23 protein-coding genes and 1 pseudogene are annotated in these 26654 nt (G+C 48.2%); 9 read left to right on the top strand and 15 right to left on the bottom strand.

What is annotated here, in order from left to right:
• Window positions 1–3: 3 nt before the first annotated feature.
• The gene (locus BZJ21_RS04195) at window positions 4–648 is read right to left on the bottom strand and encodes a YceH family protein (RefSeq protein ID WP_025744571.1); all 645 of its coding nucleotides are present in this window, start codon (window positions 646–648) and stop codon (window positions 4–6) included.
• Window positions 649–882: 234 nt separating this feature from the next.
• Here BZJ21_RS04195 and BZJ21_RS04190 point away from each other — a divergent pair, with 234 nt between their 5' ends.
• Complete coding sequence (locus tag BZJ21_RS04190) at window positions 883–1338, top strand: bactofilin family protein (protein ID WP_077661612.1); 456 nt, start codon at window positions 883–885, stop codon at window positions 1336–1338.
• A gap of 13 nt (window positions 1339–1351) precedes the next feature.
• Window positions 1352–1783, top strand: a complete 432-nt coding sequence (locus BZJ21_RS04185; protein ID WP_025744569.1) for a DUF3069 domain-containing protein — start codon at window positions 1352–1354, stop codon at window positions 1781–1783.
• A gap of 110 nt (window positions 1784–1893) precedes the next feature.
• On the opposite strand, the gene aroG is transcribed toward BZJ21_RS04185, so the two are convergent.
• Window positions 1894–2976, bottom strand: coding sequence for a 3-deoxy-7-phosphoheptulonate synthase AroG (aroG, locus tag BZJ21_RS04180; RefSeq protein ID WP_077460733.1), 1083 nt, complete (start codon window positions 2974–2976; stop codon window positions 1894–1896).
• Window positions 2977–3263: 287 nt separating this feature from the next.
• Here aroG and BZJ21_RS04175 point away from each other — a divergent pair, with 287 nt between their 5' ends.
• Together BZJ21_RS04175 and BZJ21_RS04170 are read left to right on the top strand one after the other, a co-directional pair.
• A complete protein-coding gene (locus tag BZJ21_RS04175) occupies window positions 3264–3803 on the top strand; it encodes a hypothetical protein (RefSeq protein WP_077669188.1) in 540 nt (179 codons plus the stop codon).
• A 207-nt stretch (window positions 3804–4010) separates the two neighbouring features.
• Window positions 4011–4208, top strand: a complete 198-nt coding sequence (locus BZJ21_RS04170; RefSeq protein WP_128080777.1) for a hypothetical protein — start codon at window positions 4011–4013, stop codon at window positions 4206–4208.
• Between the two features lie 587 nt (window positions 4209–4795).
• Here the strand turns inward: BZJ21_RS04170 and BZJ21_RS04165 are convergent.
• Window positions 4796–6115, bottom strand: a complete 1320-nt coding sequence (locus BZJ21_RS04165) for a DEAD/DEAH box helicase (protein ID WP_028569685.1) — start codon at window positions 6113–6115, stop codon at window positions 4796–4798.
• A gap of 257 nt (window positions 6116–6372) precedes the next feature.
• Between BZJ21_RS04165 and BZJ21_RS04160 the strand changes: the two genes are divergently transcribed.
• On the top strand, window positions 6373–6855 hold the full coding sequence (locus BZJ21_RS04160) for a PaaI family thioesterase (RefSeq protein WP_021023545.1): 483 nt from the start codon (window positions 6373–6375) through the stop codon (window positions 6853–6855).
• Between the two features lie 321 nt (window positions 6856–7176).
• On the opposite strand, the gene BZJ21_RS04155 is transcribed toward BZJ21_RS04160, so the two are convergent.
• The 5 genes from BZJ21_RS04155 to BZJ21_RS04135 form a co-directional block, all read right to left on the bottom strand.
• Window positions 7177–10242 carry an efflux RND transporter permease subunit gene (locus BZJ21_RS04155; RefSeq protein ID WP_077669187.1) on the bottom strand — a complete coding sequence of 1022 codons (3066 nt, stop codon included), beginning with the start codon at window positions 10240–10242 and terminating at the stop codon, window positions 7177–7179.
• Window positions 10239–11348: an efflux RND transporter periplasmic adaptor subunit gene (locus BZJ21_RS04150; RefSeq protein ID WP_021023547.1), complete on the bottom strand. Its 1110-nt coding sequence runs from the start codon at window positions 11346–11348 to the stop codon at window positions 10239–10241. The genes BZJ21_RS04155 and BZJ21_RS04150 overlap by 4 nt, the downstream gene beginning before the upstream one ends.
• Complete coding sequence (locus BZJ21_RS04145) at window positions 11345–12382, bottom strand: efflux RND transporter periplasmic adaptor subunit (protein WP_077460729.1); 1038 nt, start codon at window positions 12380–12382, stop codon at window positions 11345–11347. The genes BZJ21_RS04150 and BZJ21_RS04145 overlap by 4 nt, the downstream gene beginning before the upstream one ends.
• A gap of 125 nt (window positions 12383–12507) precedes the next feature.
• Window positions 12508–15819, bottom strand: coding sequence for a response regulator (locus BZJ21_RS04140; RefSeq protein ID WP_236719514.1), 3312 nt, complete (start codon window positions 15817–15819; stop codon window positions 12508–12510).
• Window positions 15820–17028, bottom strand: a complete 1209-nt coding sequence (locus BZJ21_RS04135; protein WP_077669186.1) for an EAL and HDOD domain-containing protein — start codon at window positions 17026–17028, stop codon at window positions 15820–15822. It lies immediately after the preceding gene.
• Between the two features lie 179 nt (window positions 17029–17207).
• On the opposite strand from BZJ21_RS04135, the gene BZJ21_RS04130 reads away from it, so the two are divergent.
• A complete protein-coding gene (locus BZJ21_RS04130) occupies window positions 17208–17396 on the top strand; it encodes a restriction endonuclease subunit S domain-containing protein (RefSeq protein WP_077460727.1) in 189 nt (62 codons plus the stop codon).
• Between the two features lie 169 nt (window positions 17397–17565).
• Here BZJ21_RS04130 and BZJ21_RS04125 read toward each other — a convergent pair whose 3' ends face one another.
• Window positions 17566–17907, bottom strand: a complete 342-nt coding sequence (locus BZJ21_RS04125) for a 4a-hydroxytetrahydrobiopterin dehydratase (protein WP_069586485.1) — start codon at window positions 17905–17907, stop codon at window positions 17566–17568.
• A pseudogene (gene phhA / locus BZJ21_RS04120) lies at window positions 17900–18754 on the bottom strand (phenylalanine 4-monooxygenase); the annotation flags it as partial. The pseudogene phhA and the gene BZJ21_RS04125, both read right to left, overlap by 8 nt.
• Before the next feature lie 239 nt (window positions 18755–18993).
• On the opposite strand from phhA, the gene BZJ21_RS04115 reads away from it, so the two are divergent.
• Window positions 18994–19299: a DUF6482 family protein gene (locus BZJ21_RS04115; protein ID WP_077669184.1), complete on the top strand. Its 306-nt coding sequence runs from the start codon at window positions 18994–18996 to the stop codon at window positions 19297–19299.
• 17 nt (window positions 19300–19316) lie between these two features.
• Here the strand turns inward: BZJ21_RS04115 and BZJ21_RS04110 are convergent, their stop codons facing one another.
• From BZJ21_RS04110 to BZJ21_RS04095, 4 genes are all read right to left on the bottom strand, one after another.
• Entirely contained in the window at window positions 19317–20051 is a 735-nt protein-coding gene (locus tag BZJ21_RS04110) for an SDR family NAD(P)-dependent oxidoreductase (protein WP_077669183.1), read from the bottom strand.
• Window positions 20052–20138: 87 nt separating this feature from the next.
• Complete coding sequence (gene fhuB / locus BZJ21_RS04105) at window positions 20139–22106, bottom strand: Fe(3+)-hydroxamate ABC transporter permease FhuB (protein ID WP_077669182.1); 1968 nt, start codon at window positions 22104–22106, stop codon at window positions 20139–20141.
• The gene (locus BZJ21_RS04100; RefSeq protein ID WP_077669181.1) at window positions 22103–22972 is read right to left on the bottom strand and encodes an iron-siderophore ABC transporter substrate-binding protein; all 870 of its coding nucleotides are present in this window, start codon (window positions 22970–22972) and stop codon (window positions 22103–22105) included. The genes fhuB and BZJ21_RS04100 overlap by 4 nt, the downstream gene beginning before the upstream one ends.
• On the bottom strand, window positions 22969–23748 hold the full coding sequence (locus BZJ21_RS04095; RefSeq protein WP_077577159.1) for an ABC transporter ATP-binding protein: 780 nt from the start codon (window positions 23746–23748) through the stop codon (window positions 22969–22971). Before BZJ21_RS04095 ends, BZJ21_RS04100 begins: the two co-directional genes overlap by 4 nt.
• A gap of 240 nt (window positions 23749–23988) precedes the next feature.
• On the opposite strand from BZJ21_RS04095, the gene BZJ21_RS04090 reads away from it, so the two are divergent.
• On the top strand, window positions 23989–25581 hold the full coding sequence (locus tag BZJ21_RS04090) for an FAD-binding domain-containing protein (protein ID WP_077669180.1): 1593 nt from the start codon (window positions 23989–23991) through the stop codon (window positions 25579–25581).
• Entirely contained in the window at window positions 25571–25732 is a 162-nt protein-coding gene (locus BZJ21_RS04085; protein WP_077458369.1) for a DUF2256 domain-containing protein, read from the top strand. The genes BZJ21_RS04090 and BZJ21_RS04085 overlap by 11 nt, the downstream gene beginning before the upstream one ends.
• Here the strand turns inward: BZJ21_RS04085 and BZJ21_RS04080 are convergent.
• Window positions 25668–26600, bottom strand: a complete 933-nt coding sequence (locus tag BZJ21_RS04080; protein ID WP_077577156.1) for a LysR family transcriptional regulator — start codon at window positions 26598–26600, stop codon at window positions 25668–25670. The genes BZJ21_RS04085 and BZJ21_RS04080 overlap by 65 nt on opposite strands.
• Window positions 26601–26654: the final 54 nt, after the last annotated feature.

The raw sequence follows: 26654 nt of genomic DNA, 5'->3' as shown, positions 1-26654 counted from the left end.
CAATTACTGCCCCAACAGTGTACCTAGCAGTTGACGTAGCTCTGATACCTCTTGCTCGAGTGCCGTGACACGTTGAGAAAGGGAGACGTTATCAGACGCGCCAACCGCTTCTGATTCATCCTCTGAATGCATCAACGAATCAATCGACGCATCGGTAAACAAATGCCTGTACCGTGATTCTCGCTTACCCGCTTCACGGGGTAATTTTTGCACCCACTGTTGCTCAACCATGCTTGTCAGTGTTGCTTCGACGTCCGCCATGTCATCAAAGGCGCACAAACGTTGCGTTCGAGTTCTTAGTTCTCCGGGTGTTTGCGCGCCACGCAGTAACAGTACACAAATAATGGCTTTTTGCTGTTCACTAAACGTCAAGTCACCAAATGTCGTGTTACAAAACCGATGCTGGTATTTTGTCACACGACTTCCGCTCCCCTCTTGCGGGCTGACAAGCCTTGCTTCTTCCAACTGATGGATAACATCCAGCACGTCTGAGTCCGACATATCGTAAACAGGATCGCGATTGCTTTTCTGATTCACTGCGGTGGTCAGCGCATTTAAAGTCAGCGGATAGTGATCTGGCGTCGTGACTTCTTTTTCAAGCAAGCAGCCAATAACACGCTGTTGGTATGGGGAAAGCTGTATTGACATAGTAGAGATGGACATAGTTGATGTCTCTATTCGGCTAAATGATTGGCTTTATATCAATTGACGGTGATGCAAGCAATCGCTGTTCACTGCCTTAGGGAACACACGATCCACTCAGCAACCCCGAATACTGGTAGCGGGATCACACCTTTATCACGCGCTTATCCGCCGATCATCCTCCATCAAAGCGTGGCTAATGGTATACTTTGACGAAATGAAGTATGTGGAGAGCACGACATGGGCCTGTTTAGTTCAAAATCTCATCCAAATCATGGGTTATCTATCATTGCCAAAAACTGCAAAGTGGTGGGTGATATCGATCTTGAAGGTGACATTCAAATTGATGGGTTTGGAGAGGGAAATATTACTCAAGCCAATGCTGTTGTTATTTCTGCTTCTGGCCATTTTCGCGGTACCATTCACGCTAAACATATCACTATCAATGGGTTAATCGAAGGTCAGTGTGATGCCGATGCCATCGATATCCTTTCACAAGGAAAAATGAAAGGCGTACTTAACACCGAACAATTAACCATTGAAAAAGGCGGCCTACTCGCCGGCGAAAACCGAGCTACCTTGTTAACGGATACCGTTGTCCCACTGCCTGAACAGAATCGTGCTGAGACCAAACAGGATCCGGACGCGCACCACACCGATCATAAAACACGCTCTTCCTCATCTAAAAAATCATAAGGAGAATCGGTGTATGTCTGATACCGATGCAAACCCAACACAAGTCAGTTTTGAAAGCTTCTCCCCAGAGCTGCAGTGCGTGATTCGCTATGAGCAAGCGCCTGAGGCCATGTACGCAATGATCGCATCTGTCCATGATGCTTCTAGTTCAAGTGTCAAAGAAGCGTGGGAAATACTGCCTGCCAGCGCACAAAATATTCTCGATAACTATGACCAATTTCATGCGCTTGTTGCGATTAGCCAAAGTTATGCAGGTATCGATGCGCTGAGCGAACTCGAGAAAGTCGACTTAAGTGATATGTCTGACGAAGCGAAAGAAAACTACAAAGCCCAAGTACTCGACGATGTACTTAGCTCTTGTGTCAAAGATTTAGCTAAACAGCTTAAACAAGCACGCTTAAAGCCGGGCTTGAAACGCGAATTCCAAGCGATTTTTCAAAAATAAAGAGATAGAGACGGCTAGCGCTAGCCGCTAACCTTGGTCGTTAAGAGTAAGCCCCCAAACGCTGGGGGCTTTTTTTATCGACGAACATTTTTCCTCGGCGAACAAACCAATTAGGCAGACTCACTAAGACGAGCCGCTTTTTCTCGACGCGCTCGAACAGCTGCTGCCAACTGGTGTAGTGCCTTCTCGGTATCATCCCAACCAATGCAGCCGTCTGTGATGCTTTGACCATAGGTAAGCGACTGACCATCCGTTAAATCTTGTCGACCTTCGACCAGGTGGCTTTCAATCATCACACCGAAAATTGCCTGATTTCCAGCGGCGATTTGGCCCGCGATATCTTCACAGACGTCTTTTTGTTTTTGATACTGTTTGCTGCTGTTTGCATGACTTAAATCTATCATTACTTTTTGACGCAGTCCCGCGCCCGTCAACGCGCTGCAAATCTGATCCACGTCTCCGGCACTGTAATTTGGCACTTTGCCCCCGCGTAAAATCAAATGGCAGTCCTCATTACCGGCCGTCGCGACAATGGCTGAATGGCCATACTTGGTCACAGACAGAAATTGATGAGGGGCACTGGCAGAGCGAATCGCATCCGTGGCAATTTTTATATTGCCATCCGTTCCATTTTTAAACCCCACCGGACAAGACAGGCCTGACGCTAGCTCACGATGCACCTGAGATTCTGTCGTTCGCGCCCCGATTGCTCCCCAGCTAATCAAATCCGCCATATATTGTGGGGTAATCATATCGAGAAACTCACCCGCTGCAGGTAAGCCAGTATCGGCGATATCGAGGAGCAGTTTGCGCCCTAAGCGTAAGCCATCATTGATTTTAAAACTATTGTCCAAATAAGGGTCATTAATCAGACCTTTCCATCCAACGGTAGTGCGTGGTTTTTCAAAATAAACCCGCATGACAACTTCGAGATCCTCACTTAAGGTTTCACGTAATTGCTTAAGTTGACGTGCGTAGTCTCGCGCGGCATCTGGATCGTGAATCGAGCAAGGGCCAACCACAACCACCAAGCGATCATCATCGTCGTTTAACACTCGGTGAATCGCCTGACGGGCGTTTACGACGGTCTGCTCTGCCGCCTCTGTTGCGGGGAACTTTTCCAATACAGCAATCGGCGGAAGAAGTTCTTTTATTTGCTGGATTCTTACGTCATCCGTTGGGTGTACACTCATGGGCTTGTCCTGTGTTTGCTTTTATCGTTTACGCGCTAATGCGGCCACTAATGGGCTTACGTTCTTGTGGTTACACGTCTACGCTAACCTGACATCTCTGCGTGTGCAAATATTTTTTTACAGAGAAAATAGTCATCAGTGTTTTAAAAAAATTGACAGGGAGAAATAGGCAGTATTTACGTTGCGGTGCACGACAAGAGAATTCCCACTGCAAACACGACCTCGTTATTGCACTTGTCATACAGAAGCTATTACACTGATCATTAAATATAAAAGGAGTAAATGACGTGATCACACGCCTAACCACTAGCGCACTCTTGGGGATATGCCTTTGGGCTCCAACCGCCCAAGCGACCAATTTTGACTATAACCATATTCAAGTCAATGCATTAGGCAATCCTAGTGGGCTGGGTGGTTTAGCACGTTTTGCGTTTACCGAAGGGGCGCATTTTGTCGTCAAAGGGAATACGCAATTTGAAGGGGACTGGTATACCTCTGGCGGGGTTGGTTTTCATGCTCCTATTAACGAATTTGTTGATTTATACGGCGAACTTGAAGGTGCGTGGTTTAGACGCCCAGAGGATGACAGGCATGATGCCGGCGATTTGGCGACGGTCATCGGTGGTGGTATGCGAGCCTGGATCGCACCGCCCTTTGAGACGAATCTTTATGTCGGTTCGATTATTTTTGACCAAGACGATAGCACCAGCCTTGTCGAAATTGGTGGTCGTTTTCACTCAACAGAAGCGTTATCTCTCGGCGCAACCTGGCGTGCTAATGGTTTAGAGCAAAACCGCTTGATTTTCTCAGTCAGATACCTGTATTAATAGCCTGTGATTCATTGCTCTTCTTCTACAGCGTGATCATACCAGTGTGATCTTCTCTCGCTGGTGAAAATTTTAATCTAAGCTAAATTAAACGTAGAGACGTACCACTCTGGTAAAAAGTGGGCGTCTTTAGTGCGTGGTGTAACACTCACGTCTGACGCTTGTCGTCATTGTACGTGAGAACTGTCGGAGGGTATAACGATGGTGATGACTCAGCGTATTGGTGAATTTGAGAGAAAAATACAAGAGGCCTATCAAGAAGGTAACATTGAAACGGCTCACCGCTTAGAGGAGCAGGTCGCGTTATTGCGGCGGCGTAAGCTAAAACCTGCTGCTGATTTTAAAGCAGCCAGTCAGGTAGAAGACTTTCACGATGTTTCTGACGGGGATTACTACGATAGCTAACACATCACCATAGAAGCGTCCAGAAATCACATTCTCATAAAAATGTATTTTATGTAAAAAGCCTTCTCCAAAGGAGAAGGCTTTTTTATTTGCTGCCTAAAAACATGTGTTTAAAAAGGACGACTACAGCAAATTATTGTGCGGCACGCTCACGACGAACGATCCATGCCGCGGCAGTAATAAAGGCAACGACCAGTGCAGTTTCCACAGCAACACTCCAGTTTCATTGATGATTAAAAGACAAAAACCCAAGTTGCCAGCCACTCAAATCGTCTGAAGAATGAGCGACTACCAACAGATGCGCCTAGTTTACGACTCAATGAGCTAAAAATCAGCTATAGAATCGATCTAACGCAAAGAAAAGCGCTTTTTTTGGCAAAATCGACACTTCGATAGATAAAGTTTCATCAACTCACAAAGTTAAACGTGACAGTGCGCAGTTTTAGCTAGGTGTTTATTGTAAAAATCGCTGAGCTAACTGATTGAGAAAAGCAGAAATGGTAATAAAAGATTATTAGGCTCGTCGACTCCGCTGCACCAGGGGGATACAGCGGATAGTCACGACAAAAGATAGACGTATTGTGGCGTTAGGATTCAGGTTTTGTTTTCTTTTTTGCTAACGGCACATCGCCGACAGGCACATTGTTGTAAAAGCTCTTATCTCGTTTTTTCGGGGCTTTAGGCTGCTTTTTAACCGGTGTTTTCTGGCGTTTTGCCGGTCCAGGCGATTTTTTATTAGGGACTTTTTTCTCTTTAAAGCCTTTAAATTTACCCTCTAGGCCTTCTATTGCCGTAAATTCAAGCTTTTGTTGCAAGAAGCCTTCAATATTTTTAAAGCTTCGCCAGTCTTTCGGCCCAACCAGTGAGTAAGACAGGCCTTGGTGCCCTGCCCGACCAGTCCGTCCCACGCGATGCACATATTCCTCAGCGTGTTTTGGCATATCAAAATTAATGACCAAAGACACATTCAACAAATCTAAACCGCGTGACGCAACATCGGTAGTGACCAACACCTCATGAAAGCCGCGCTCAAACTCATTCATAATACGACTACGTGATGCTTGGTTTAGCTCACCACTCAACGCAATCGCTTTATACCCTGCCTGTGTAAATCGCTCAGCCAATCGTTCCGTGTCTGCGCGAGTGGCAGTAAAGATCATGACTTGCTTGTGCACGTTGGCTTTCATCAAGTGCTCAAGCAAAGCCTGCTTATGATCCAAGTGATCACACAGTACAAAATGCTGCTCAATATCACTGTGCAGTCTTTCCGCTTCACCAACCGCGACTCGCTTAGGAGACTTTAGCATACCGGCAGCAATTTCAGTCACTTGCTGATGATCTAACGTTGCAGAGAACATCAGTGTCTGGCGCAACCTATGCTCAGCATGCGCATTCACGCTATCCAATTGTTCTTTAAAGCCAAGATCGAGCATGCGATCCGCTTCGTCTAAGATCAGCATCTCTAAACCAGATAAAGACACGTTGCGCTGTTTCAAATGATCGGCGAGTCGACCAGGAGTGGCCACCACAAAAGTTGGCGACTGACGAAAAACCTTTGCTTGCTCATTGAAGTTTTCGCCACCCAGAACGAGGGCCGCTTTATGAGTCGTGCCACTGGTCAGCATCCGCAACTGGCCATAAACTTGTTTGGCCAATTCGCGAGTCGGTGCCAATATTAACACGCGTGGATCACGACGACTGAGAGGTTTAGAACGCAAAACACGCTGCATCGCAGGCAGCAAAAACGCCAGTGTTTTTCCCGAGCCCGTTTTCGATGACGCCAGCAAATCTTTCCCTGCCATCACAACAGGAATTGCCTGACGTTGAATATCAGTTGGCTGTTCAAATCCACGGTGGGCAATGAGCGACAGTAAGCGTCTATCGAGTCCCAAATCGTCAAATTGCAAGGTATCACTCCAAAGGTAAATCAAAAGCAAAAGGCGCACACGCGCCATTTAAGGCGGCGAATGCTATCATACTTTACGCAAAAACACCGCACCAAAAATTTCGACACTCCAATATCCAGACGCTGTGATTACATGTATGTCTGTCTACGTTATCTGCGAAAAAAAGGCATCAGCCCGCAAGTTTGTTAACAAAATGTTGACGCACAAATAAACATCAATGTAGCGTTACAGGTAAGACCAGATAACAAGGAGTGTCTATGTTCTCGTCTCCACTCGCCCGTGCGAATCAGCATCTATCACTATTCGGTTTCCTAAAAGTCCCAATGATTGGCTGGTGCCGACCCAAGATCCTTTCGATCGACGATAAACATGTCACGATGAAAATTCCGCTAGGTCGACGCACCAAAAACCATTTGAACAGTATGTATTTTGGTGCTTTAGCCGTAGGGGCTGATGTAGCGGGCGGCTTTCTAGCGATGGCGATGGCAGAGCAGCGCGGTGTGAAGATTAGCCTTGCGTTTAAATCGGTACAAGCCGATTTCCACAAACGTCCCGAAGGGGATGTCATTTTCACCTGCCAAGATGGCGAAAAAATCAGTGCCATGATTGGCAATGCCATAGAGACAGGTGAACGCATCAACCAGCCGGTGACTATTGTCGCAACGTGTCCAAGCTTACATGGTGATGAACCAATGGCAACCTTTGAGCTTACGTTATCAGTGAAACACATCACTGATTAGCGCGTCGGCTTAACCGTAACAGCCTCGGCAACGCAGAAAAAAACCAGATTATCGGTCAGCAGATAATCTGGCTTTTTATCAGTAATCGTTAGCGATAACGACAATACAAAAAGCTCAGCGCACTCATTCTGACATCCGTGATACGGGTGCAAGAATCACTGAAAAATCATTGACTTTATACAAGCACAATAAAGCTGCGGATTTCATCGGTAATACACCGAGTTATCAACCGTTTCTGTGGATGACTTTAAAGTTATACACAGCTGGCGTTTTTCTTACTTTGAAAAACACAGCACCGCGCTAAGCGATGCCGGTTGATCGTTATTCAGGGTGATAACGAATTTGATAGAAAATGCGATACAACACCGGCACCACAATCAAGGTCAGCACGGTAGCAAACCCAAGACCAAACATGATGGTCACTGCCATAGGCCGGAAAAATACATCAGGTAGTAGGGGTAGCATCCCCAAAATGGTTGTAATTGCCGTCATACAAACGGGTCTCACACGACTAACCGCAGCATCAACCACGGCCTGGTATCGCTGTTTTCCACTCTCAACCTCTATATTTATCTGGTCGATTAGCACAATTCCGTTTTTAATCAACATCCCACTTAAACTTAAAAATCCCAGTAAAGCCATAAAGCCAAACGGTGTATCAAGTAACAATAAGCCAGTGGTCACCCCGATGACGGCCAGCGGTACCGTTAGCCAAATAATGACCGACTCTTTCACTGAGTTAAATAGCAAAATAGTGACCAAGAACATGAACAAATAGCCAAGCGGCATAATACTAAACAGCCCTTCTTTCGCCTCCTTGGAAGACTCATGCTCACCGCCCCATTCAATGCTGTAACCATCCGGCATCGGTATCGATTCAATATCGGCACGTACACGGCTCAATACGGTCGCGGCAGTCGTTTCTCGCAATGGATCAGGGTCGGCCAAAACAGTTAGCATACGTTTACGATTCTTCCGCATAATGATCGGATCTTCCCAACGCATGTCATAATCCAGGATGACCTGCTGTAAGGGAATATAATCTTGCAATGCTGGACTCCAGATTTTCATTCCTTCAAGCGTATTGATATTGACGCGCTCTTCATCCGGCAGTCGCGCAACAATGGGCATTAAATTGGTACCATCACGATAAACACCAATCCGCTTGCCACTAAATGTCATCGCCAGTAGCTCGTCGACATCCTTTTTGGTGATCCCATAACGACGTGCTTGGCTTTCATTAAATTCAGGTTCCAGCACCTTGGTACGGTTGCGCCAATCGTGGCGAATATTGACGGCATCGGGATCATCATGCAGCCGCGCTTCCACTTTTTTCGCTATCGCACGAAGTTCAGTGGGGTCGGAGCCAATAATACGTGCCTCGATTTTAGATCCCGTCGATGGTCCCAAAGAAATCGGTTTCAGTTTTAACTGTGCATTGGGGTGTTGGCGACGTACATACTCGCGCACCAATCCCATCGTTGATTTCACATGCTCATATTGGTCTACTCTTACTATCAGCTCACCGTAGGCGGCATAGCTTTTCTCAGGTGAGTAGGTCAGCATAAAACGTTGCGATCCCTGCCCAGCACTGGTAGACACATAGTTCACCCCTTTTTGCTCGCTGAGCCAGCTTGACACTTCGTCAAGCGTATCTTGTGTGGCGCGAATATCAGTTCCTTCCGGTAACCACACATCAACCATGAACATAGGCGTGGTTGAGTCAGGGAAAAAGGACTGCTTAAGATGACCAAAACCATACACGCTCGCACCTAGCGCTAAGACCATCACCAGCAAAGTGAGGTAAGCATGGTGCATGCACGCAGTTAAAAAGCGCTTATACACCACAAAAAGAATACCATTATAGGGATCGCTTCCCTCGTCGCCCTCTTCTAAAGGCGTTTCTTTAAAAAAGAGGCTCGCAAAGAAAGGGGTCAATGTGATCGCGGTAAACCAGCTCAATAGCAAAGAAATTAGCAATACGGTAAATAGCGTTCCACAGTATTCCCCTGTCGCGTCTTCGGACAAACCAATCGGGGCAAACGCGGTGACCGCAATAACCGTCGCCCCCAACAACGGCCATTTCGTTTGTGTAACAATGTCATGCGCCGCTTGTAATCGTGTTCGCCCGCGTTTTAGTCCGACAAGGATCCCCTCCACCACCACAATGGCATTATCGACTAACATCCCAAGGGCTATCACTAAGGCACCAAGAGAGACGCGTTGCAGGTTGATCTCGAAATAGTACATGAACACAAAAGTGCCAAGCACAGTGAGCAAGAGCACTAGCCCAATCAATAGGCCCGAGCGCAAACCCATAAAGAACAACAGCACCACAATTACGATCGCCACCGCTTGTCCCAAGCTCGAGACAAAACCGGTGACTGAGTTATCTACTTCGTCAGGTTGGTTATAAACATGATGAACGTGAATACCTACCGGCTGATCGCTATTCAGCTTGGCTAATCGTTTATCTACTTTTTCACCCACTTCAACCACGTTGACGCCATCAGCAAACGAGATCCCAACCTGGAGTGCCTGCTTACCATTGTAAGCAATAATTTGACGCGGGACTTCTTGGTATCCACGTTTAATATCCGCCACATCACGTAGGTAAATTAATCCCTCGGAACCTGCTTCTGTTAAAATCAAACTGCCCAATTCTTCAACAGAAGAAAACTCGCCAGTTGGGTGAATACGGATATATTCATCACCGACCCGCAACGCCCCTGCGTTACTGACCAGATTTTGGGTCGCTAACAGGTTAAACAGAGTATCTGGCGAGATCCCCAGGCTACTCAATCGTTGAATTGAGACCTCGACAAAGACTTGTTCTTGCTGAGCCCCACTAACTTGTACCTTGCCCACGCCATCAACAAGCTCCAGCTCACGACGCAAAAAATCAACATAATCTTTTAGCTCGCTGTAACTGTAACCCTCTCCAGTTACTCCAAGTAAGATGCCGAATACATCGCCAAAATCGTCTTTGACTGAAGGTGGATTAACGCCAGGCGGTAACTCGCCTCGGGCATCATGGACCTTTCGTCGCAATTCATCCCAAATTTGCGGCAAATCATCTGAACGATATTTGGGTTTCATTTTAACTGTAATTTGCGAGAGGCCTCGGCTAGAAATCGATCTCACCTCGTCAACATAAGTCAGCTGTTGTACCGCTTTCTCCAGTGGATAGGTGACTTCTTCCTCCACTTGTTGCGGTGTCGCCCCCGGGTAACTGGTGACGATCATCGCATCTTTGATCGTAAAAGCAGGATCTTCGAGGCGCCCTAATCCTAGGAATGCAAGGGTGCCGCCGATAAGAAAAATCAGGGTGATCATCCAACTGATCACCTTGTTTTGAATAAAATAACCCGCCACACCTTGCTTCATGATGCTTGTTCCTCTTTTGACGCCAATTCTACTTTTTGTCCTTCAGACAGATGGTTGGCACCGCCGACGACGATACGCTCACCCATAGAAACTCCCGTTACGACTTCAATCTGTTTCCCATGAATGCGGCCCATTTCGACTTGTCGTTTGCTTACCGTTTGGGAGGCCTCATCGTAGACCCAAACATAACTATGATCGCGATCGAGTGGATCGCCATCTTGATTGAAAATCGCTTCGATAGGGACTGAAAGGCCTGTACGCGTCATTTTTAATCCATCACGAGCAATACTGACTTGTACCGGCATGCCATCCAATATGAATTGGTCATCAGGCATTGGCATTGTCAACGTCACCACGAATGCCCCACTGTTGGGATCTGGCTCTGCGGTGAATTCATCGACGGTGGCTTTGTATGACTGCCCTTGCTCAGTAACGACCTTAGGTTGCAAGCGTGTTTGCACAGATGCTGCATCCCCACCGGCATTGTGACTAAAAAGAACATCTGGGACCTGAACGCGAATATCAGCGCGTGACGCATCATGAATATTCATAATCCCTTGTCCCGGAGCAATCGTCTCGAAAGGTTCTGCGTTCACTTTCGATATCACTCCATCAGCGGGGGCTTTCAATGCGACATAAGATAAACGGAGATTAGCCAAGGCTAATTCTGCTTGTGCAATTTGTCGCTGCGCTTTTAGTTCATCAAACTGAGACTGGGCTAGCATTCCTTTTTCAACAAGCGGTGCCGAACGCTGATACTGTGAGTTAGCAACGTCGAATTTTGCGTTCGCATTTTCAACCGCTAAGCGATAGTCCGTCGGTTCGAGACGGGCGAGGACCTGTCCTTTTGACACACGATCCCCGGCTTGCACATTAATGGCTTGAATTTCGCCCGGCACCCTAAACGCTAACTTGGCTTTATCGGCGGCAGCGGCAACCGCGGGGAAAGCAATCCGCTCATCCAACTGTTGTTGTGCGACTGTATGAGTTGAAACAACAGGCAAAGGTGCTGAATGAGACGCCGGATCAGGTTGACAGCCACTGATAACGCTTAGCCCGAGTACCACGCTAAGCCAAAGCAGCACCTTGATTAATTTTATTCTCATAATCCTCGCTCCTTCACCCAAGCTCTCACTCGATCACCGGCTTCAAGTGCGCCCGCACCCGTCACGACAATGACATCGCCATTGTCAAGCCCAGAGGTAATCTTGCCGTTTTTGAGCACGACAGGAACCAAGGTGATCTCTCCGTCTTCATTCACCCGCCAAACCGCACTTCCTGAGTCTGATTGCACCACTGCCGTATCAGGGATTTGGGGCTGTGATTGCGCCGGTATGGTGACATGGACTTTCGCAGCCATCCCTGGTAATACATTGACCGCATCGGGTCGACTCAGACTGACCGTGACATGATAAGACGCGGTTTTTGGATCCGCTTCAGTATCGATCTCTTTAAACTGAGCCGAAAATTGGCGATGCTCATACGTGTCAAAAGAAACACTCGGCGTTAAGGTATCAAGATGCTGGGCGAAATAGTGAAAGTAGCGCTCCGGTAACTGGAAACTCACGTTAATAACATCTTTAGATTGAATATGCAGCACCGGAGATTGTGCTTGAGTAAACTCGTTGCGCTCTTTCATTCTTAATGACACGGTGCCTGCATACGGCGCTTTGAGCTCGGTGTAATTTAGGTTGGTTTGTGCCTGTTCAAGACCAGCCGCAGCTTCGCTTAGTGCCGAACGCGCTTCATCAAACCGCTGCTCCGAAATAACTTTATCATTGTGTAACCGATCAGCACGGTTAAATTGAACCTGAGCAAGCTGGTATTGTGCACGCGCTTTGTCTAACTGCAGTGAGTACTGTTGATTATCAAGCGCCGCGAGCATCTGCCCTTTCTTGACATCCATTCCTGCTTTTATCGGCATAGATTCAATAACGCCTGAGACTCGAAATGACAGTAACGCTTTGTTATCTGCTTCAACCTGAGCGGGGAACTCCCGGGTTAATCCTTCTTCATTCGTTACCACAGTCAATAACTTAGCAGGACGCGTTGGCGTCTCTGAGGGAGAAGATATCGCTGGCTCACCACACCCAAAAAGGATGAGAGCAGCGCAACTGGCTAATACAAAACGCTTTATCATCAGCTTATCCTTAACAATAAAACCTAGAGTCCGACAGCAACTGTCAGACCCTAGGTCTTTGATGGGTCTTTATTTTTCATTCTAACCGACACTGAGTGTTATGCTAACCAGCGCCAGAGCATGTATCAAGATGTTTCCGATAAACTGGCTGTTTGTTCGACAATTAATGCTGTTTGTTTCTCAATAGGAAGAATGTAGGGCTGCAACGATTCCAGATCTTCATGCGGTGACTTTTCCAACTCTAGACACGTTTTCGACAGTTCGTTCGCTCCGATCATGGCTGCTGCACCTTTCATTTTGTGTGCGAGTTTTTTAACTTTACCCACATCTTGCTGTTCAAATGCTTGCTTCAGCGCGGTTAAATCTTGGGTTTGATTATTAACATATTTATTAAGTAGCATGGTCACTAGCTCCATACTATCACCTACTTGATCTTTGACATGCTGAACGTCAATGGGGTATGAGTCACTCATGGCAGGTTCTCCATCATCTTGGGGCTGAGCTTCAACGCCGCTATCATCGCCATAACGGACCGAGTCTGGGTTAGCGTAAAGTAGTAACAATTCAATTAATTGATCTTTACTAAACGGTTTAGCTAAATGCCCATTCATTCCCGCGTCCACACATCGCTCAGCGTCCCCAGACAACGCATTGGCTGTTACCGCTAAAATTGGCGTGTGTTTATCGAATTCACGGATCTGCCGAGTCGCTTCAAAGCCATCCATTTCCGGCATTTGGCAATCCATCAAAATGATATCGAAAGGGGTCTTTTTGTGCAGTTCAAGCGCTTCTTTTCCGTTCACGGCTAGCGCTCGTTGGCAGCCGAGTTGTGCCAAAATAATATCAATAAGTTCTTGGTTAACAAGATGATCCTCTGCCACCAATACATTGAGATCAAAATTGATACTGTCGTATTGCCCCGCATCCGGACTTGGATCAACTAACGTATGTTCATCTTCGTTCAATACTCTATAAAGCTCAGCATGGTAAATGGGACAAGTCAGCGTGGCCATTCCTGTATCATGATGCCCATCATGACTGATTGCGATACACTTATGCACGCTGCCGACAAATGCCTGGCAGCCTTGCATTTTGTCTTGATCGACCATTAGGACCGTCTGTTCAGGTTCGCCCAGTTCAAGGTTTCGTCCATCAGAGCATGGCGTTAGCGCGAGATTAAAACCTTGTAAATAAGCAGTCAGCGTCTTAGTCAATATTCTATCGCCAGAGACTAAAAATATATGATAACCCTCAAGAGCGTTGCTCAAGTCGTAACTTGATAAGAGCGTACAATCAGGATTAGGGACACTAATCGACACTTCCGCGACAAAAGTAGTCCCTTGGTTTTCTTGACTGCGTATATAAATATCCCCATCCATTAAACGCAAAAGCTTGCGACAGACGGGCAAGCCCAGGCCGGTTCCTTGATAAGAGCGAGAATACGAATTATCAACTTGCGTAAAATTCTCGAAAATAGCATCATGACGATCTTCCGGAATACCAATTCCGGTATCCTCGACTTCCATGACAAGCTTGGTGATGCCACTGTCATCATGCGTTTGAAATAGATTAACACAGATATGACCGCGCTTAGTGAACTTCACTGCATTACCAACAAGGTTAATAATCACTTGTTTATAACGCATCGCATCTAATTCAATGTCACATGACATGTTGGGGTCGATATAGCAATGGAGACGTAATTGTTTTTCAGCCGCTTTCGCCGTAAATATACTTAGAGATTCATGTACGATCTCAGCCAAATCTACCGACTGCTTGCTAAGCGTCATTTTACCTGCTTCTATTTTGGTGAGATCGAGCACATCATTAATAATATTTAATAATGCCGTCGATGAATTCTGTAGGGTGTCAACAAAATAGCGTTGCTGTTGCGTAAGCGACGTTTCCATCAATAGATTAGACATCCCCACAATCCCATTCATGGGTGTGCGAATCTCGTGACTCATCATTGCTAAGAAGTTAGTTTTTGATTCATTTGCGCGCTCAGCTTGTTCCTTCGCTCGCGCCATTTCTCGTGAAATCATATCGTTCAGTGCTTTCTGTTGCACAAAGTGCACCATCGAACTCAAACTTGATAAAATCGGCTCTATCCAGCTTTGTAACTCTTCATTGTATGTCGTAGACTCATCAAAAAGGCAAACCACACCAACCATTTGATTTGACATGTAGAGCGGCGTGCCAAACACATTAACAATCATTTTCTGGTTATTACCGGCAACACCTGCCATCTGCAGACTACGCTTGCTCTGTTTCGTCTCAATAATATCTTCGATTAAGCCACGAACAAATTCCTCACCAATAAAGTTATTTTTAACCAGGCGCGTTTGTGCCAAAATACGGTAAGGGAGGTTGTAATCTATATCATCATCGTCATGATGGCCGACTTCAACAATAATACCATGATTGCTCTCACCAATACGCAGTAGAATGTCTAACACATCTTTAAAGCTCTTTTTAAAGTCCTCACGTATCAAAAATTTATCTTGTAAACTCTTCATCGCCGAGAAAAGCTCAGCACCTTTGGACACTTTTTGCTTGTCCAGATGTTGCTCAGTGATATCACGTATAATGGCGACATTAAGTGCGCGAGGATCTTCGTCTTTAATGGGGGTCGATTTCACTTGTACAACGCGAACGCCCCCGTCAGTCTCTATTTCATAGGAGCGTTCAACACGTCCATTCAAGCCGTAAAGAGCTTGAGAAAAATATCCACGAGAATTAGGCGTAACACGAGAAATTATCGTGGATAAACTGATTGCTTCGTCGGGAACCGACTCAAGTTCGAAAAGCTTTTTTGCCGACTCATTGATTGTAATAATGCGGTGTTTTTCGCCCAGCACTAACAAAGCATCCGTATAACTATGAATAACGGTATCCAAATATGCGCGACTTCTCTCTGCACGATTTATTTGCTTGGCATATTTCCAAATAAAAAAAACCACTAATAGATTCAAAAGTACGATTTGTGTCGCTGTACGGAGCACTTCTGTATTTAACTCTCTATTAATATAACGACTATCTTGATAAATGATTAGTTTACCCACCTGGACAGACTGGCTGGTTTCATTGTAAACCATTGGAACGATGACTTTATTTAACTCGTCACTGGAGCGCATACCTTTGGAGTCAGTCACATAACGAAACTGATCATTAGAGTCAGTTAACTCTAAACGGTGTACATAGCGTGATCCCATTTCACTATCTAGATCATTTTGTACATTATTAAAGTCATAGTTCCACATTAACGTTGGTAACCGCTGCTTTAAACGTTGGGTAATCGAATTAATGTCTTGATTCATGTCTGATTCAAGGCGTTCTTTCGCAACGTGATAATTATAGTATCCGAAAACGCCCAGTAATAAGGTCGCCAATACCATTAAAACGACGGCTAGCCGCATCCCTACTTGATTCATCATTTACACCTGCATCGTTGCAGCCAAGGTCTGAGTTTGAAAACGTGCTTTATCGAAAGCTTTGAGTACAGCACGTTCTTTTAACGTCATTTTCTCACATACTGAGCCGACCCACTCCCAATTGGCATGCTCAATGTGCTTACATAACATTAACAATTCACCATAACGTCCTGATTGAGACAAGAGTGCATTTTTCGCTTCTTGGTCGAGATCAAGTTTCCCAACTAAATCTTCCATTGGCGCTGCCAACATAGCATCAAGCAGTGAAAAGGCACCAACTAAAAAGGCCTCATCAGGATCCATACCTTTTATCATTGGCGCCGCCTGTTGCATAAAAATCGCACGGAGTATCGCGGATGTCTGCAAATGAGAGCATTCTTGATGATTCATATTCGACATAATGAGTAAGGATATTAACCGACGCAACGACTCGAGCCCTAGATAGACAACCGCTTGCTTCGGGTTTGTGATCGGCTTTTTTTTCGATTTAGCCAGGATGTTCGCACTGGTTACAACTTTATAGAGTAACGAGACATCACGAGAAATCACGTCAGTGATTTCATCAATATCATGAGGACTACGATTAATCACGATGCAAGCATCTAATAAGCTGATCACGGATGGCGCCACATCATTATGACTTTTTACTTGCGGTTGTTCAAAAAAATAGCCCTGAAACAGGCTAAACCCAAGTTGCTTGGCCAGCATAAACTCTTCTTTCTTTTCAACTTTCTTAGCAAGAAACCGGATGTCTGGATAATCCGACATTGTGCTAACCCAGTTCATCGGCTCCTCTTTTGCCATACTGACAGTAATGACATCAAACAGATGCAAATGCCGCTGCCAGCGGTTAGTAAACACAGTGCTGTCACCCTGTATCGTAAACCCTGCTTTTCGGTAGGCCTCTAGCTGTTTAATCAGTACAGGCGTTGCTTTGCACGTCTCCGTAATATAGAGAACCAAACGCGCGACAGGAATAGAAAAGGGTATCTCATCTAATAAGGCCGTTTCTGAGAAACTCACGACATAGCGCAAATCATCATCAAGCTCCTTCCCCGAGAGAAAGTTAGCACTTAGAATCCGTGATGTTGCAGTATCTTCATCAATCGAGGGAAATTTGTTTTGTAACCCTTCACGAAATAATAAATCGCTACCCCACTGATTTTGCTTGTCGTCAAAGATCGGCTGGCACGAAAAAAAAATCTCACTCACAATGTACTCCCCCCAAAACGATCCCTTAGTACAAACTTAGACCAAAGGAAGGACTTTTGATCGTTTTTTTGATTAAAGTGAGTATGTTAAGTCCATTTCCCTACCAAGATAGTGCCTTTTACTTGGGAGAAATCATGAATTTTGCTACGCTTCCCGCAAAGACACTAAGAGGATAAATCATGGATATCTTAAACCAACTCGCTGATGATGCCCCCGAGCACGAGCCGGATTCGTTACCGTCACTCGACGAACAAAAAGCGATTGTGGCAAAACTCAAAGCGCTTGAGGAAAAAGGCGAGCTCACCGACGACGTATTGGCGCAGTATTTTGCCGCCAAACAAAAAGACACAAGCGACGAAGAAGAGTAAGAACAACACGAAAAAGTGACCGCGTCACTTTTGAAGTTTATCTTGCTCTATTTAGAGTTATGCCAATGAAAAGCATTGGCGGCGCAGGATTGATACTTGCGTGACAGGGATAGATAGCAAGTGAGCGAAAAAGATACGCCCCGAGATCACTCTCGGGGCTTTTTTTGGTTTACTCAGGCGCAATGCCGTCGGTTTTCGCCGCACAAATAAAATCATTTTTGTGCAAGCCTTTAATCTTATGCGACCACCAAGTCACGGTCACTTTACCCCACTCCAGCAAGATAGCAGGATGGTGGCCTTCTTGCTCAGCCAACTCAGCCACTTGGTTGGCAAACGCCCACGCCAACTTGAAGTTGCGGAAGGTGAACTCACGTTCGAGCTGATCAATCCCATCTCGTGTTACTTTGCGCCATTGCGGAATGTCTTTGAGCAGCGCCGGCATTTCCTCAGCGCTGACCAAAGGGGCATCAATATTACAGGCTTCACATTTCAACTCAGTTAATTCAGACATGTTGCGTTTCCTTTTGCTGTTCTGTCTTTTTCGGTTTAGGCGGGAACAAAGGCGCATGAAGGCCCAGTTCCATGGCTTGATGCACATCAGCAATCAAATCACGTTGGCTGATGGCAAATAAATCGTCAATCGACTCAATGGTAAAGTAAATGGGTTGCATAATGTCAATCCTATATGGCGTGCGCATGACATCTATCACTTCTAAAGGCTTACGCACCGCTTTGTCGCTATTAAAGGCGTACTCGGTCTCCGCCGGTGAAGACAAAATCCCGCCGCCATAAATACTGCGATTGCCTTGCGAGTCACTGAGTAAACCAAATTCGACCGTAAACCAATACAAGCGTGCAAGATAGACGCGCTCTTTGGGCGTGGCCTTCTTGCCCAGTTGACCATACATATGGGTAAATTCAGCGAACGCTGGGTGGGTAAGCATCGCACAGTGACCGAAGATCTCATGAAAATAATCCGGCTCTTGCAAGTAATCAAAGTCTTCTTTGGTGCGCAAAAAGGTCGCCGCGGGGAATTTTTTATCCGCCAATAAGGCGAAGAAATGGTCGAAATCAATCAATGCAGGCACGGGGGCCACTTGCCAGCCCGTCTCTCGCATTAACACTGCATTGACATCTGGGATCTGTGGCACCGTGTCATGCGGCAAGTCGAGCAGTCGTAAACCGTCGAGATATTCCTGACACGCTTTGTCCTTGATACACGCAAGCTGCCGTGTGACTAACTGTAGCCATACATCGTTTTCTTGTGCCGACCAGGCTACACGACCTAGCTCATCAAGTGGTTTGGATTCGTATTTACTCTGTTTCACGTTCACCGCCTTGTGTCGTTGTCTGGCGTAAAAATCGCGCGTAAAAAGCGGCCCTTAGCCTTACGCAATGTTTCCGTTACTCACAGATTACGTCGACTTTGCAGAGAAAATCATCTCCTCACCTCGGTTTTAATTTTACTTTTGCGTAACATTTATTTTACATTGTGCGTTCAAAAGGCTGTCGCTACGGGTAATGCCTCACCCTCGAGGGATCCGCGTGCTTGCATGGCTCGTAGTGGTTGAGAAAGGCCTAACTGCAGGGACGAGTGATGAATTTACAACTGAGCGAACTGATAAATTACGACAACATTGACAAGATTCAGATCCGCGGCATTGATGGCATGTTATATCAAGCAATAGCCTTTTTGCGTCACGGCGATACGGTGGAGCAGAAGCTAATTTATCAAGGCGATAAACCTTATTTATCTCGCAGCTTGCTGGCGGTAAAAGATGATTTTGAATGGGTTATTGCCGCGCAATATGTATTGGTCACTGACACGGCATATGATGAAATGATAGGGCTTGGCACGGAAAAGCCTTTGTCGACTTTGGAGCAGCCATTGCATTGGAAATAACGCAACAATGCCCCAACCTATGGGGCAATTTCTTCCCCGTCCCACGCAAACAGACGCCCAGTATGACGACTGTCTAGGCCATCCAATACCGACAATAAGTAGCCAGCCGATTGAGCCGGGCTGAATAATTTACCGGGCTTAACATTGGCTTGGAATGGCGCGGATAAACGACTATCGACGGTCCCCGGATGCAGACCAACCACGGTCAATGATTTGTCCTGGCGGCCAAGTTCAATGCTCATGCATTTGATCAGCATGTTCACCGCCGCTTTACTTGCACGATAGGCGTACCAACCGCCCGCACGGTTGTCACTAATACTGCCCACGCGCGCCGACAAGATAGCGAGCTTCGCCTCAGCGTTACGTTTCAGTTTGGCCGCTAGATGTTTGCTCAACAGCAGCGGCGCAACGGCATTCACATCAAACAGCTGGTGCATGGCCTCACTGCTGCACGCCGCGAGGCGTTTTTCTGGGCTGACCGCATCATCATGAAGCATCCCCGAGGCAATGATCACCGCGTCTAGACTGTTGTCGTCGATGTGCTCGGCCGCCGCTTGTATCGATGCGTCATCGCGAATGTTCACTGTCACCGGGGTGACCTTTTCACTTATTTCGGCAAGTAGCGCGGGGTGACGCCCCAAGGCAAAGACTTGCTGAATGGATGGCTTGTCGAGCAATGCGCGGCAAAAAGCTTCACCAATCGCGCCACCTGCGCCGACAACCGCCACACGCTGCATGGAATCACTGTTCATTCTCTTGGCTCCTCAAACAAAAAGAGATGCAAACTGCATCTCTTTAGTTAGGGATGAGGCGATCTTGTCGATCACCGTACGTTAAAACTATAGCTTACGTAACACAACCATGAGGTAAAGCCCGCCTATCAAGGAAGCAATGATCCCAGCTGGCATTTCTTGCGGATACAGCCATTGTCGTCCTAGCCAATCGGCAAACAGCATCAATCCCATGCCAATCAATCCGGCGGTGATCATGTGCGCGCGGGCATTTTTCGCACCCCAACTGCGCGCAATATGCGGAGCCATCAAGCCGACAAAACTAAGCGGCCCTACCACCAAGGTGGCACTGACGGTCATGACCGCGACGAGGGCCAGCAACAGCATGCGGGCACGCCCTACCTTTACCCCTAGCGATTGAGCAGTTTCGCCACCGAGCGGCAAAATATCGAGCCACCGCTGACACATCAATCCCAGTGCCACCAGCACCGCCGCAACCAAGGCCAATGTAGTCACTGTGCTGTCGGTCACATAATAGGTTGAGCCTGAAATCCAAGCGAGGACTTGATACGCGCGAGGATCACCGCCCGCCATCAAGAAGCTTTGTACCGCTTGCATCAGTGCGGCAATGGCTACGCCAGTGAGCAACACCTTTTCTGGCTGGAAGCCGGTTTTGTGATTGAGTAGCACAATCAACGCCAAGGTCGCGCCCGCACCGATTAATCCGCCGACATACAAACTCAGCATAGACGCGCCCATGCCCGCAAAAATAGTGACAATCAGCCCCAGCGCCGTGCCGGCACTGATCCCCATCACCTCAGGGCTCGCCATCGGGTTGGCACTTAAACGCTGAAGCACGGCACCCGCAACAGCAAGCACACCGCCCGCCAATGCCGCCGCCAGTAAGCGTGGCAAGCGCCATTCCAACAAAGACCAATCGCCGCTGAGCGCCAGCCACTGCCAGCCCTCACTTTGACGCGATACGGTGGCAAAAATCACCACACCTAACACCAGTAACATCAACGTTCGGCCTAACGGCCAATCCTGACGCGGTGCGGGCGATCCCGATTGCATCTGTTGGCGTTGACGATTCCCCAGTGACACCCGTGGCAACAACCACAAAAGAAGAGGCGCCCCTAACGCTGCCGTCGCCGCCCCAGTGGGCACCATCATGGCCCGGCGGCCAGGTAACAGTTGGACAGCCAAATCGGTGGCTGCCAACATCAATGCGCCTAAAATCATCGCCAGGCTCAATCGGGTGATGAGCTTACGTGCGCCACATAAGCGCGCAATCGCGGGCGCGGCGAGACCGACAAAGCCAATCACGCCAATCAAGCTAACCACCCACGCGGTCAGAAGCACCGATAGCCCCAGAGCAATTACGCGGATTTTCGCCAGTGATACGCCCAAGCTTTTCGCTCCTTCATCCGAAAGACTCAAGACGTTGAGCGGTTTTAATAAAGCAAGTATCAACAATACCGCCAATCCAACACGTGGCAGTAAGGCTTGCACACTGTGCCAGTCGGTTTGCACCATCGAGCCCGCGCCCCACACCATCATGCCGTGTAGCGCTTCTTGATTCATCAACAGCAGTACAGTGCTGAGCGCACCGCAGTATAGGTTTAGAATCAAACCCGCGATCACCACCACGGTGGGCGATAGGCCGCGTCGCCATGCCAGCGCAAACACCACCAGCATAGTCAGCACCCCGCCAGACATCGCCACCATCGCGCTCGACCAAGTCAATAGCCAAGGGGCATAAAGCGTCGCAAGCATCAGCGCCAAACTGGCCCCGTTTGCAACCCCAAGTGTCGACGGTGAGGCCAGTGGGTTACGCAACACCTGTTGCATTAAAGTACCGGCCAGCCCCAAACACGCCCCAGCCAGTAACGCAGTGACCAAGCGCGGCCACCAGGTTAAATGCATCACCACCCCAATCGACGCACTGTCATCCAGCGACCACAACGACTGCCAAAGCATGGAAACATTCACATCCCACTGCCCCAATTGAGTGGAGGCGAGGCTTAACAGTGCCGTCAGTAACGCCAAGGGTACCCATAATAGTTTCAGTTTCATGACTGCTCCCCTTGTTCAGGGTCGGTCAATGCCACGGTCACAAGGCGCGCAAAGCGTAACGCCGATGGAATCGCACCAAAACTCCATACGGGGTCAATCATCAATGGCGTACGTCCCGTACGTTTAACCAAATATTGCCAAAACATATTGGTCTTAAGGGTTTGCTCCACACCCGCGGGGAGCGGGCGCACAATCACCAGCTGCGCATCAAGGTCTAGCAGCTCGCGGGTGGAAACCATGCTAAACCCCCAACTGTTGGTGGTGTTTTGCCACGCATTGCTGAGCCCCAATTCACTGATGGCGGCGTGATACAAGCTGTTGGTCCCAAACACCCGCACATGGTTGGGGTCTAGGAACTGGATCATCAGCAGCGGGGGCTGTTCACCGGGGATCGTATCGCGCAAGCTCGCCAATTGCTGTTTCGCATTGGCAATCAGGGTTTCACCGACCTCCGGACGGTTGGCCTCATGTGCAATTTGCCGCGTCACGGTTTTGAGCGATGCCCAGCTTAGCCCACTTTCATAGAGAGGAATTGAGCTCACCGGGGCAATAGTGCTCAGCTTGGGCTTCATCGCCTTAAAAATGGGTGAAATTAGAATTTTATCGGGATGAAGCTCGGCCAAACGCTCCATGTTCGGCTGGGTGCGAAGCCCAATATCAACGGTTTTTTCTGGAATGGGCGGGGCTTTCACCCACGAATTGTAATCCGCCTTTTGCGCGACCGCGACGGGCGTCACCCCCAAGGCCAATAAGGTTTCAGTTTGGGTCCAATCCAGCGAGAGAATACGAGGCGACGCGCTGACGCTCGCTGACATTATGGCCGCGGTCAGCCAAACCACAAGCGTCAGAAAAGAGGACTTGATCATACCGGCGATAACTCCCCCGGCATAGCGACCGCATAGCCGGCGGCATGATCGGCAATCGGCATTTCAATACCATAAATCGATTTGAGGGCCGACTCTTGAAACACATCACTAACCGCACCTTGAGTCAGGACTTGCCCGCTGTGCAAGGCGACAATCTCATCACAAAAACGCGCCGCCATATTAATGTCGTGCACCACGATAATGATGGATTTATCCAGCTCTCGGCTGAGTTTACGCACTAAGGTCATCACTTCTACTTGGTGGGCCACATCCAGCGCAGACAGCGGCTCATCGAGTAACAAGTAACGCGTTTGCTGTGCCAGCAGCATCGCAATCCATAGCCGTTGGCGCTCACCGCCCGATAACGTATCAACCAAGCGCTCGGTATAATCTTGGGTGCCAGTCAGCGCCATTGCCTCGTTGATCGCTTGGTGATCGGCTTTGGTCAACCGCCCCAGCAAGCCATGCCAAGGATAGCGACCAAAACTGACCAACTCATACCCAGTTAAGTTATCTGTTGCCGGTAAATGCTGTGGCAAATACGCCACCTCGCGCGCAAACGCTTTTTCTGACCATTTCGACAAGGGCTTTTGGTCTAATGCGATCTGTCCGCTGCTGGTTGCCTGTTGCTGCGCTAACAGCTTTATCAACGTCGATTTGCCCGAACCATTGTGGCCGACCAACGCACAGATTTTTCCTGGCGTAAACGACAAGCTCACCTTATCAAGCAACACTTTTCCGTTGACGGCAAACGCAACGTCCTTTGCCTCTAACATATCCCGATCCTACTGCTTAAGTACAAGCGCGGGATGCGCCTGTCAGTTAATTCTACAGTTGGTAATTTTCCGATGCCTAAAAAGCAAATGCAAACTATTTTGATTTCGCTTTGTGCGCTTAGCGCTTGTTAATCAGAGAAATTAGACCTCAACCACGTCACCATCAGGGATCCAAACACCATTCAGCCTCGTATCACCAAAGGTGAATAGAAGATTGTTGTTACTACTGTCGAGAGCCCTATGTCCCCGCCCATCAGCCTTGTGTGGTTAAAACGCGATTTACGCCTGCGGGATCATGCCCCTTTACAAGCTGCCATTGCCGCTGGGCGTCCCTTGGTGATCCTGTACCTGTTTGAGCCACTGCTGCTCAACGATCCGCACCACTGCGAGCGCCATTGGCGATTTGTCTGGCAATCCCTGTGCGATCTTAATCAACAGCTGGCACCGCTTGGCGGTCATGTCACCATAAGCCAAGGCGGCGCGGTGTCGGTGCTTCAGGCCATCCACCAGCAACAAGCGATTGGCGCGGTGTATAGCCATCAAGAAATTGGCGTCGACGCGACGTTTTCTCGCGATAAAGCGGTGGCGAAATGGCTGGCAAGCCATCAGATCCCATGGCATGAATATCCTACCGGGTCGGTGATCCGCGGCGCTAAAAGCCGAGTCGATTGGGATGCAGAATGGCAAAAGGTGATGCGTGCCCCTCTTGCTGATCCCGATTGGCAACAAGCGCACTGGCTAGATACATCACTCACGCTACCCGCGCTCGAACACCACAAGTGGGATTCTCCCGCGCCACGCTTTCAACCCGGCGGCCCGAGTTGGGCGTATAAAACCTTGCAGTCTTTTTTCCGCGAGCGCGGGCAACGCTATCAACGCCACATCTCTAAACCGCTCGCCAGCCGCAAAAGCTGTACGCGACTGTCACCCTATCTTGCTTGGGGTAACATCAGCGTGCGCGAGATGTATCAAATCACCCTCCTCCATTGGCAGAAAAAGGGTTGGCGGCGTGCGCTGGTAGCCATGGTGTCGCGTTTGCATTGGCACTGTCATTTTATGCAGAAATTTGAAAGCGAGCATCACATGGAGCATCGGCCCGTCAATCGAGGTTACTTACATTTTGAGTACGCAAACGGTCCGCAGAGCGATGCGCATCTGCTCGCATGGCAACAAGGTCATACCGGTTATCCGCTCGTCGATGCCTGTATGCGTTGCCTACACGCCACCGGCTATATCAACTTTCGTATGCGGGCGATGCTGGTCAGTTTTTTAACCCACCACCTACTGATTGACTGGCGGCGTGGTGTGCATCATTTGGCGCAGCTATTTCTCGATTTTGAGCCCGGCATTCACTACCCCCAGTTTCAAATGCAGGCTGGCGTGACAGGCGCCAATACCCTGCGCATTTATAACCCAGTGAAACAATCGCAGGAGCAAGATCCGGAAGGGGCATTTATTCGTGAATGGTTACCCGAGCTTTCTCCCTTGCCCGACAGTTTGATCCACACCCCGTGGCAAATGACCGACATGGAAGCGATGATGTACGGAGTGGTAATTGGCGAAGATTACCCGAAAGCCATTGTCGATATAGAACAAACCGGCAAACGTGCGCGTGATATTTTATGGTCGTTTCGTCAACAAGACGCGGTTCGTATCGAAAAAGCACGGATCCTTGCCACCCATGTGCGTCCAAACAGCCCTGAGCCAACAAATGGCCCTGAGCAACGAATAAGCGATAAGCGGATCAAAAGCCTTGATCACGCGGATAAGCACACAATGAAACAACGGTCACGTGCCACGCAGTCTCCTGGAGGTAACCACGATGGCGCATAAAAAGCCGCATCTGCCCAGTAAGGTATGCCTAACCTGCGAACGCCCGTTTACGTGGCGTAAAAAGTGGGCACGCTGTTGGGACGAAGTTAGGTATTGCTCTGACCGTTGCCGCCGGGAAGGTCGTCGCCATGCGCGAGCGGCGACGCACTGAACGCATCTAAAAGCGAATTCAATTTCGGATGTACCCATTGACGTTTAATCGATACCGCATAGAACGGCTCATACACACTCGGCAGTAAAGCGTAGCGGGTAAGCATACCACTATCTAGCTCATCGCGGACCACCACTTCGGGCATCACCGCTAACGCATCATTGTCTCGGGTTAAAAGGCGCAGCATCGCCATATCATTGGCTTCTGCCATGATGTAAGGCTTGAGTTGATATTGCGCAGAGATGGCATCAAACCCCGAGCGAATTGGGTTATCGCCATAAGGCAACACCCACGCTTGGTGTTGATAGCTGGCGTCTAAGGTGGGCGACAAAGCTTTACCCGGCCAACCTATCACCGCCACTGGCTGGCGCGCTAGTTGCTGATACTGCCAAATCTGTTTATTGGTGCCACGCACCGCAATATTGGTCAGTGCTAAATCCAGCTGGTGATCAGACAGCGCATGAAGCAAGCCGGTTTGATCCATCGACTGCAACACATAGCGGCACTCTCGTTGATTGACCAATGGCTGAATAAACTGCTCGATAAAGTTCCGCGACATGGTGGATAAGGTGCCAATGCGAATCGTGGCACTGGACAGCGCCCCGCCACTGGATAGCAACTGCTCTAACTCTTCCCCTTGGCGAAAAATCTCTTCGGCATAGTTCATCGCTTGATAGCCACTTTCGGTCAACGTCAATGTACGACCTTGCCGCTCAAACAATTGCACCTGCATCGCCTGCTCAAGCTGCTTGATTTGTGACGACAGCGCCGACTGCGAAATATGCAGGTTACGGGCGGTCTGGGTCAGGTTGCCATGGCGTGCCACCTGCCAAAAATAATACAAATGATGGTAGTTAAGTCGGCTCATCGTTCTCTAAAAAAGAATGAAAAGTAATTTATTATGTATTTTACTTAACTGTAG

The sequence above is a fragment of the Salinivibrio costicola subsp. alcaliphilus genome (genome assembly GCF_001996185.1).
Classification (GTDB): domain Bacteria; phylum Pseudomonadota; class Gammaproteobacteria; order Enterobacterales; family Vibrionaceae; genus Salinivibrio; species Salinivibrio costicola.
Note: the sequence above shows the minus strand (reverse complement) of the source record. Positions and strands in the feature narration are given on the sequence as shown.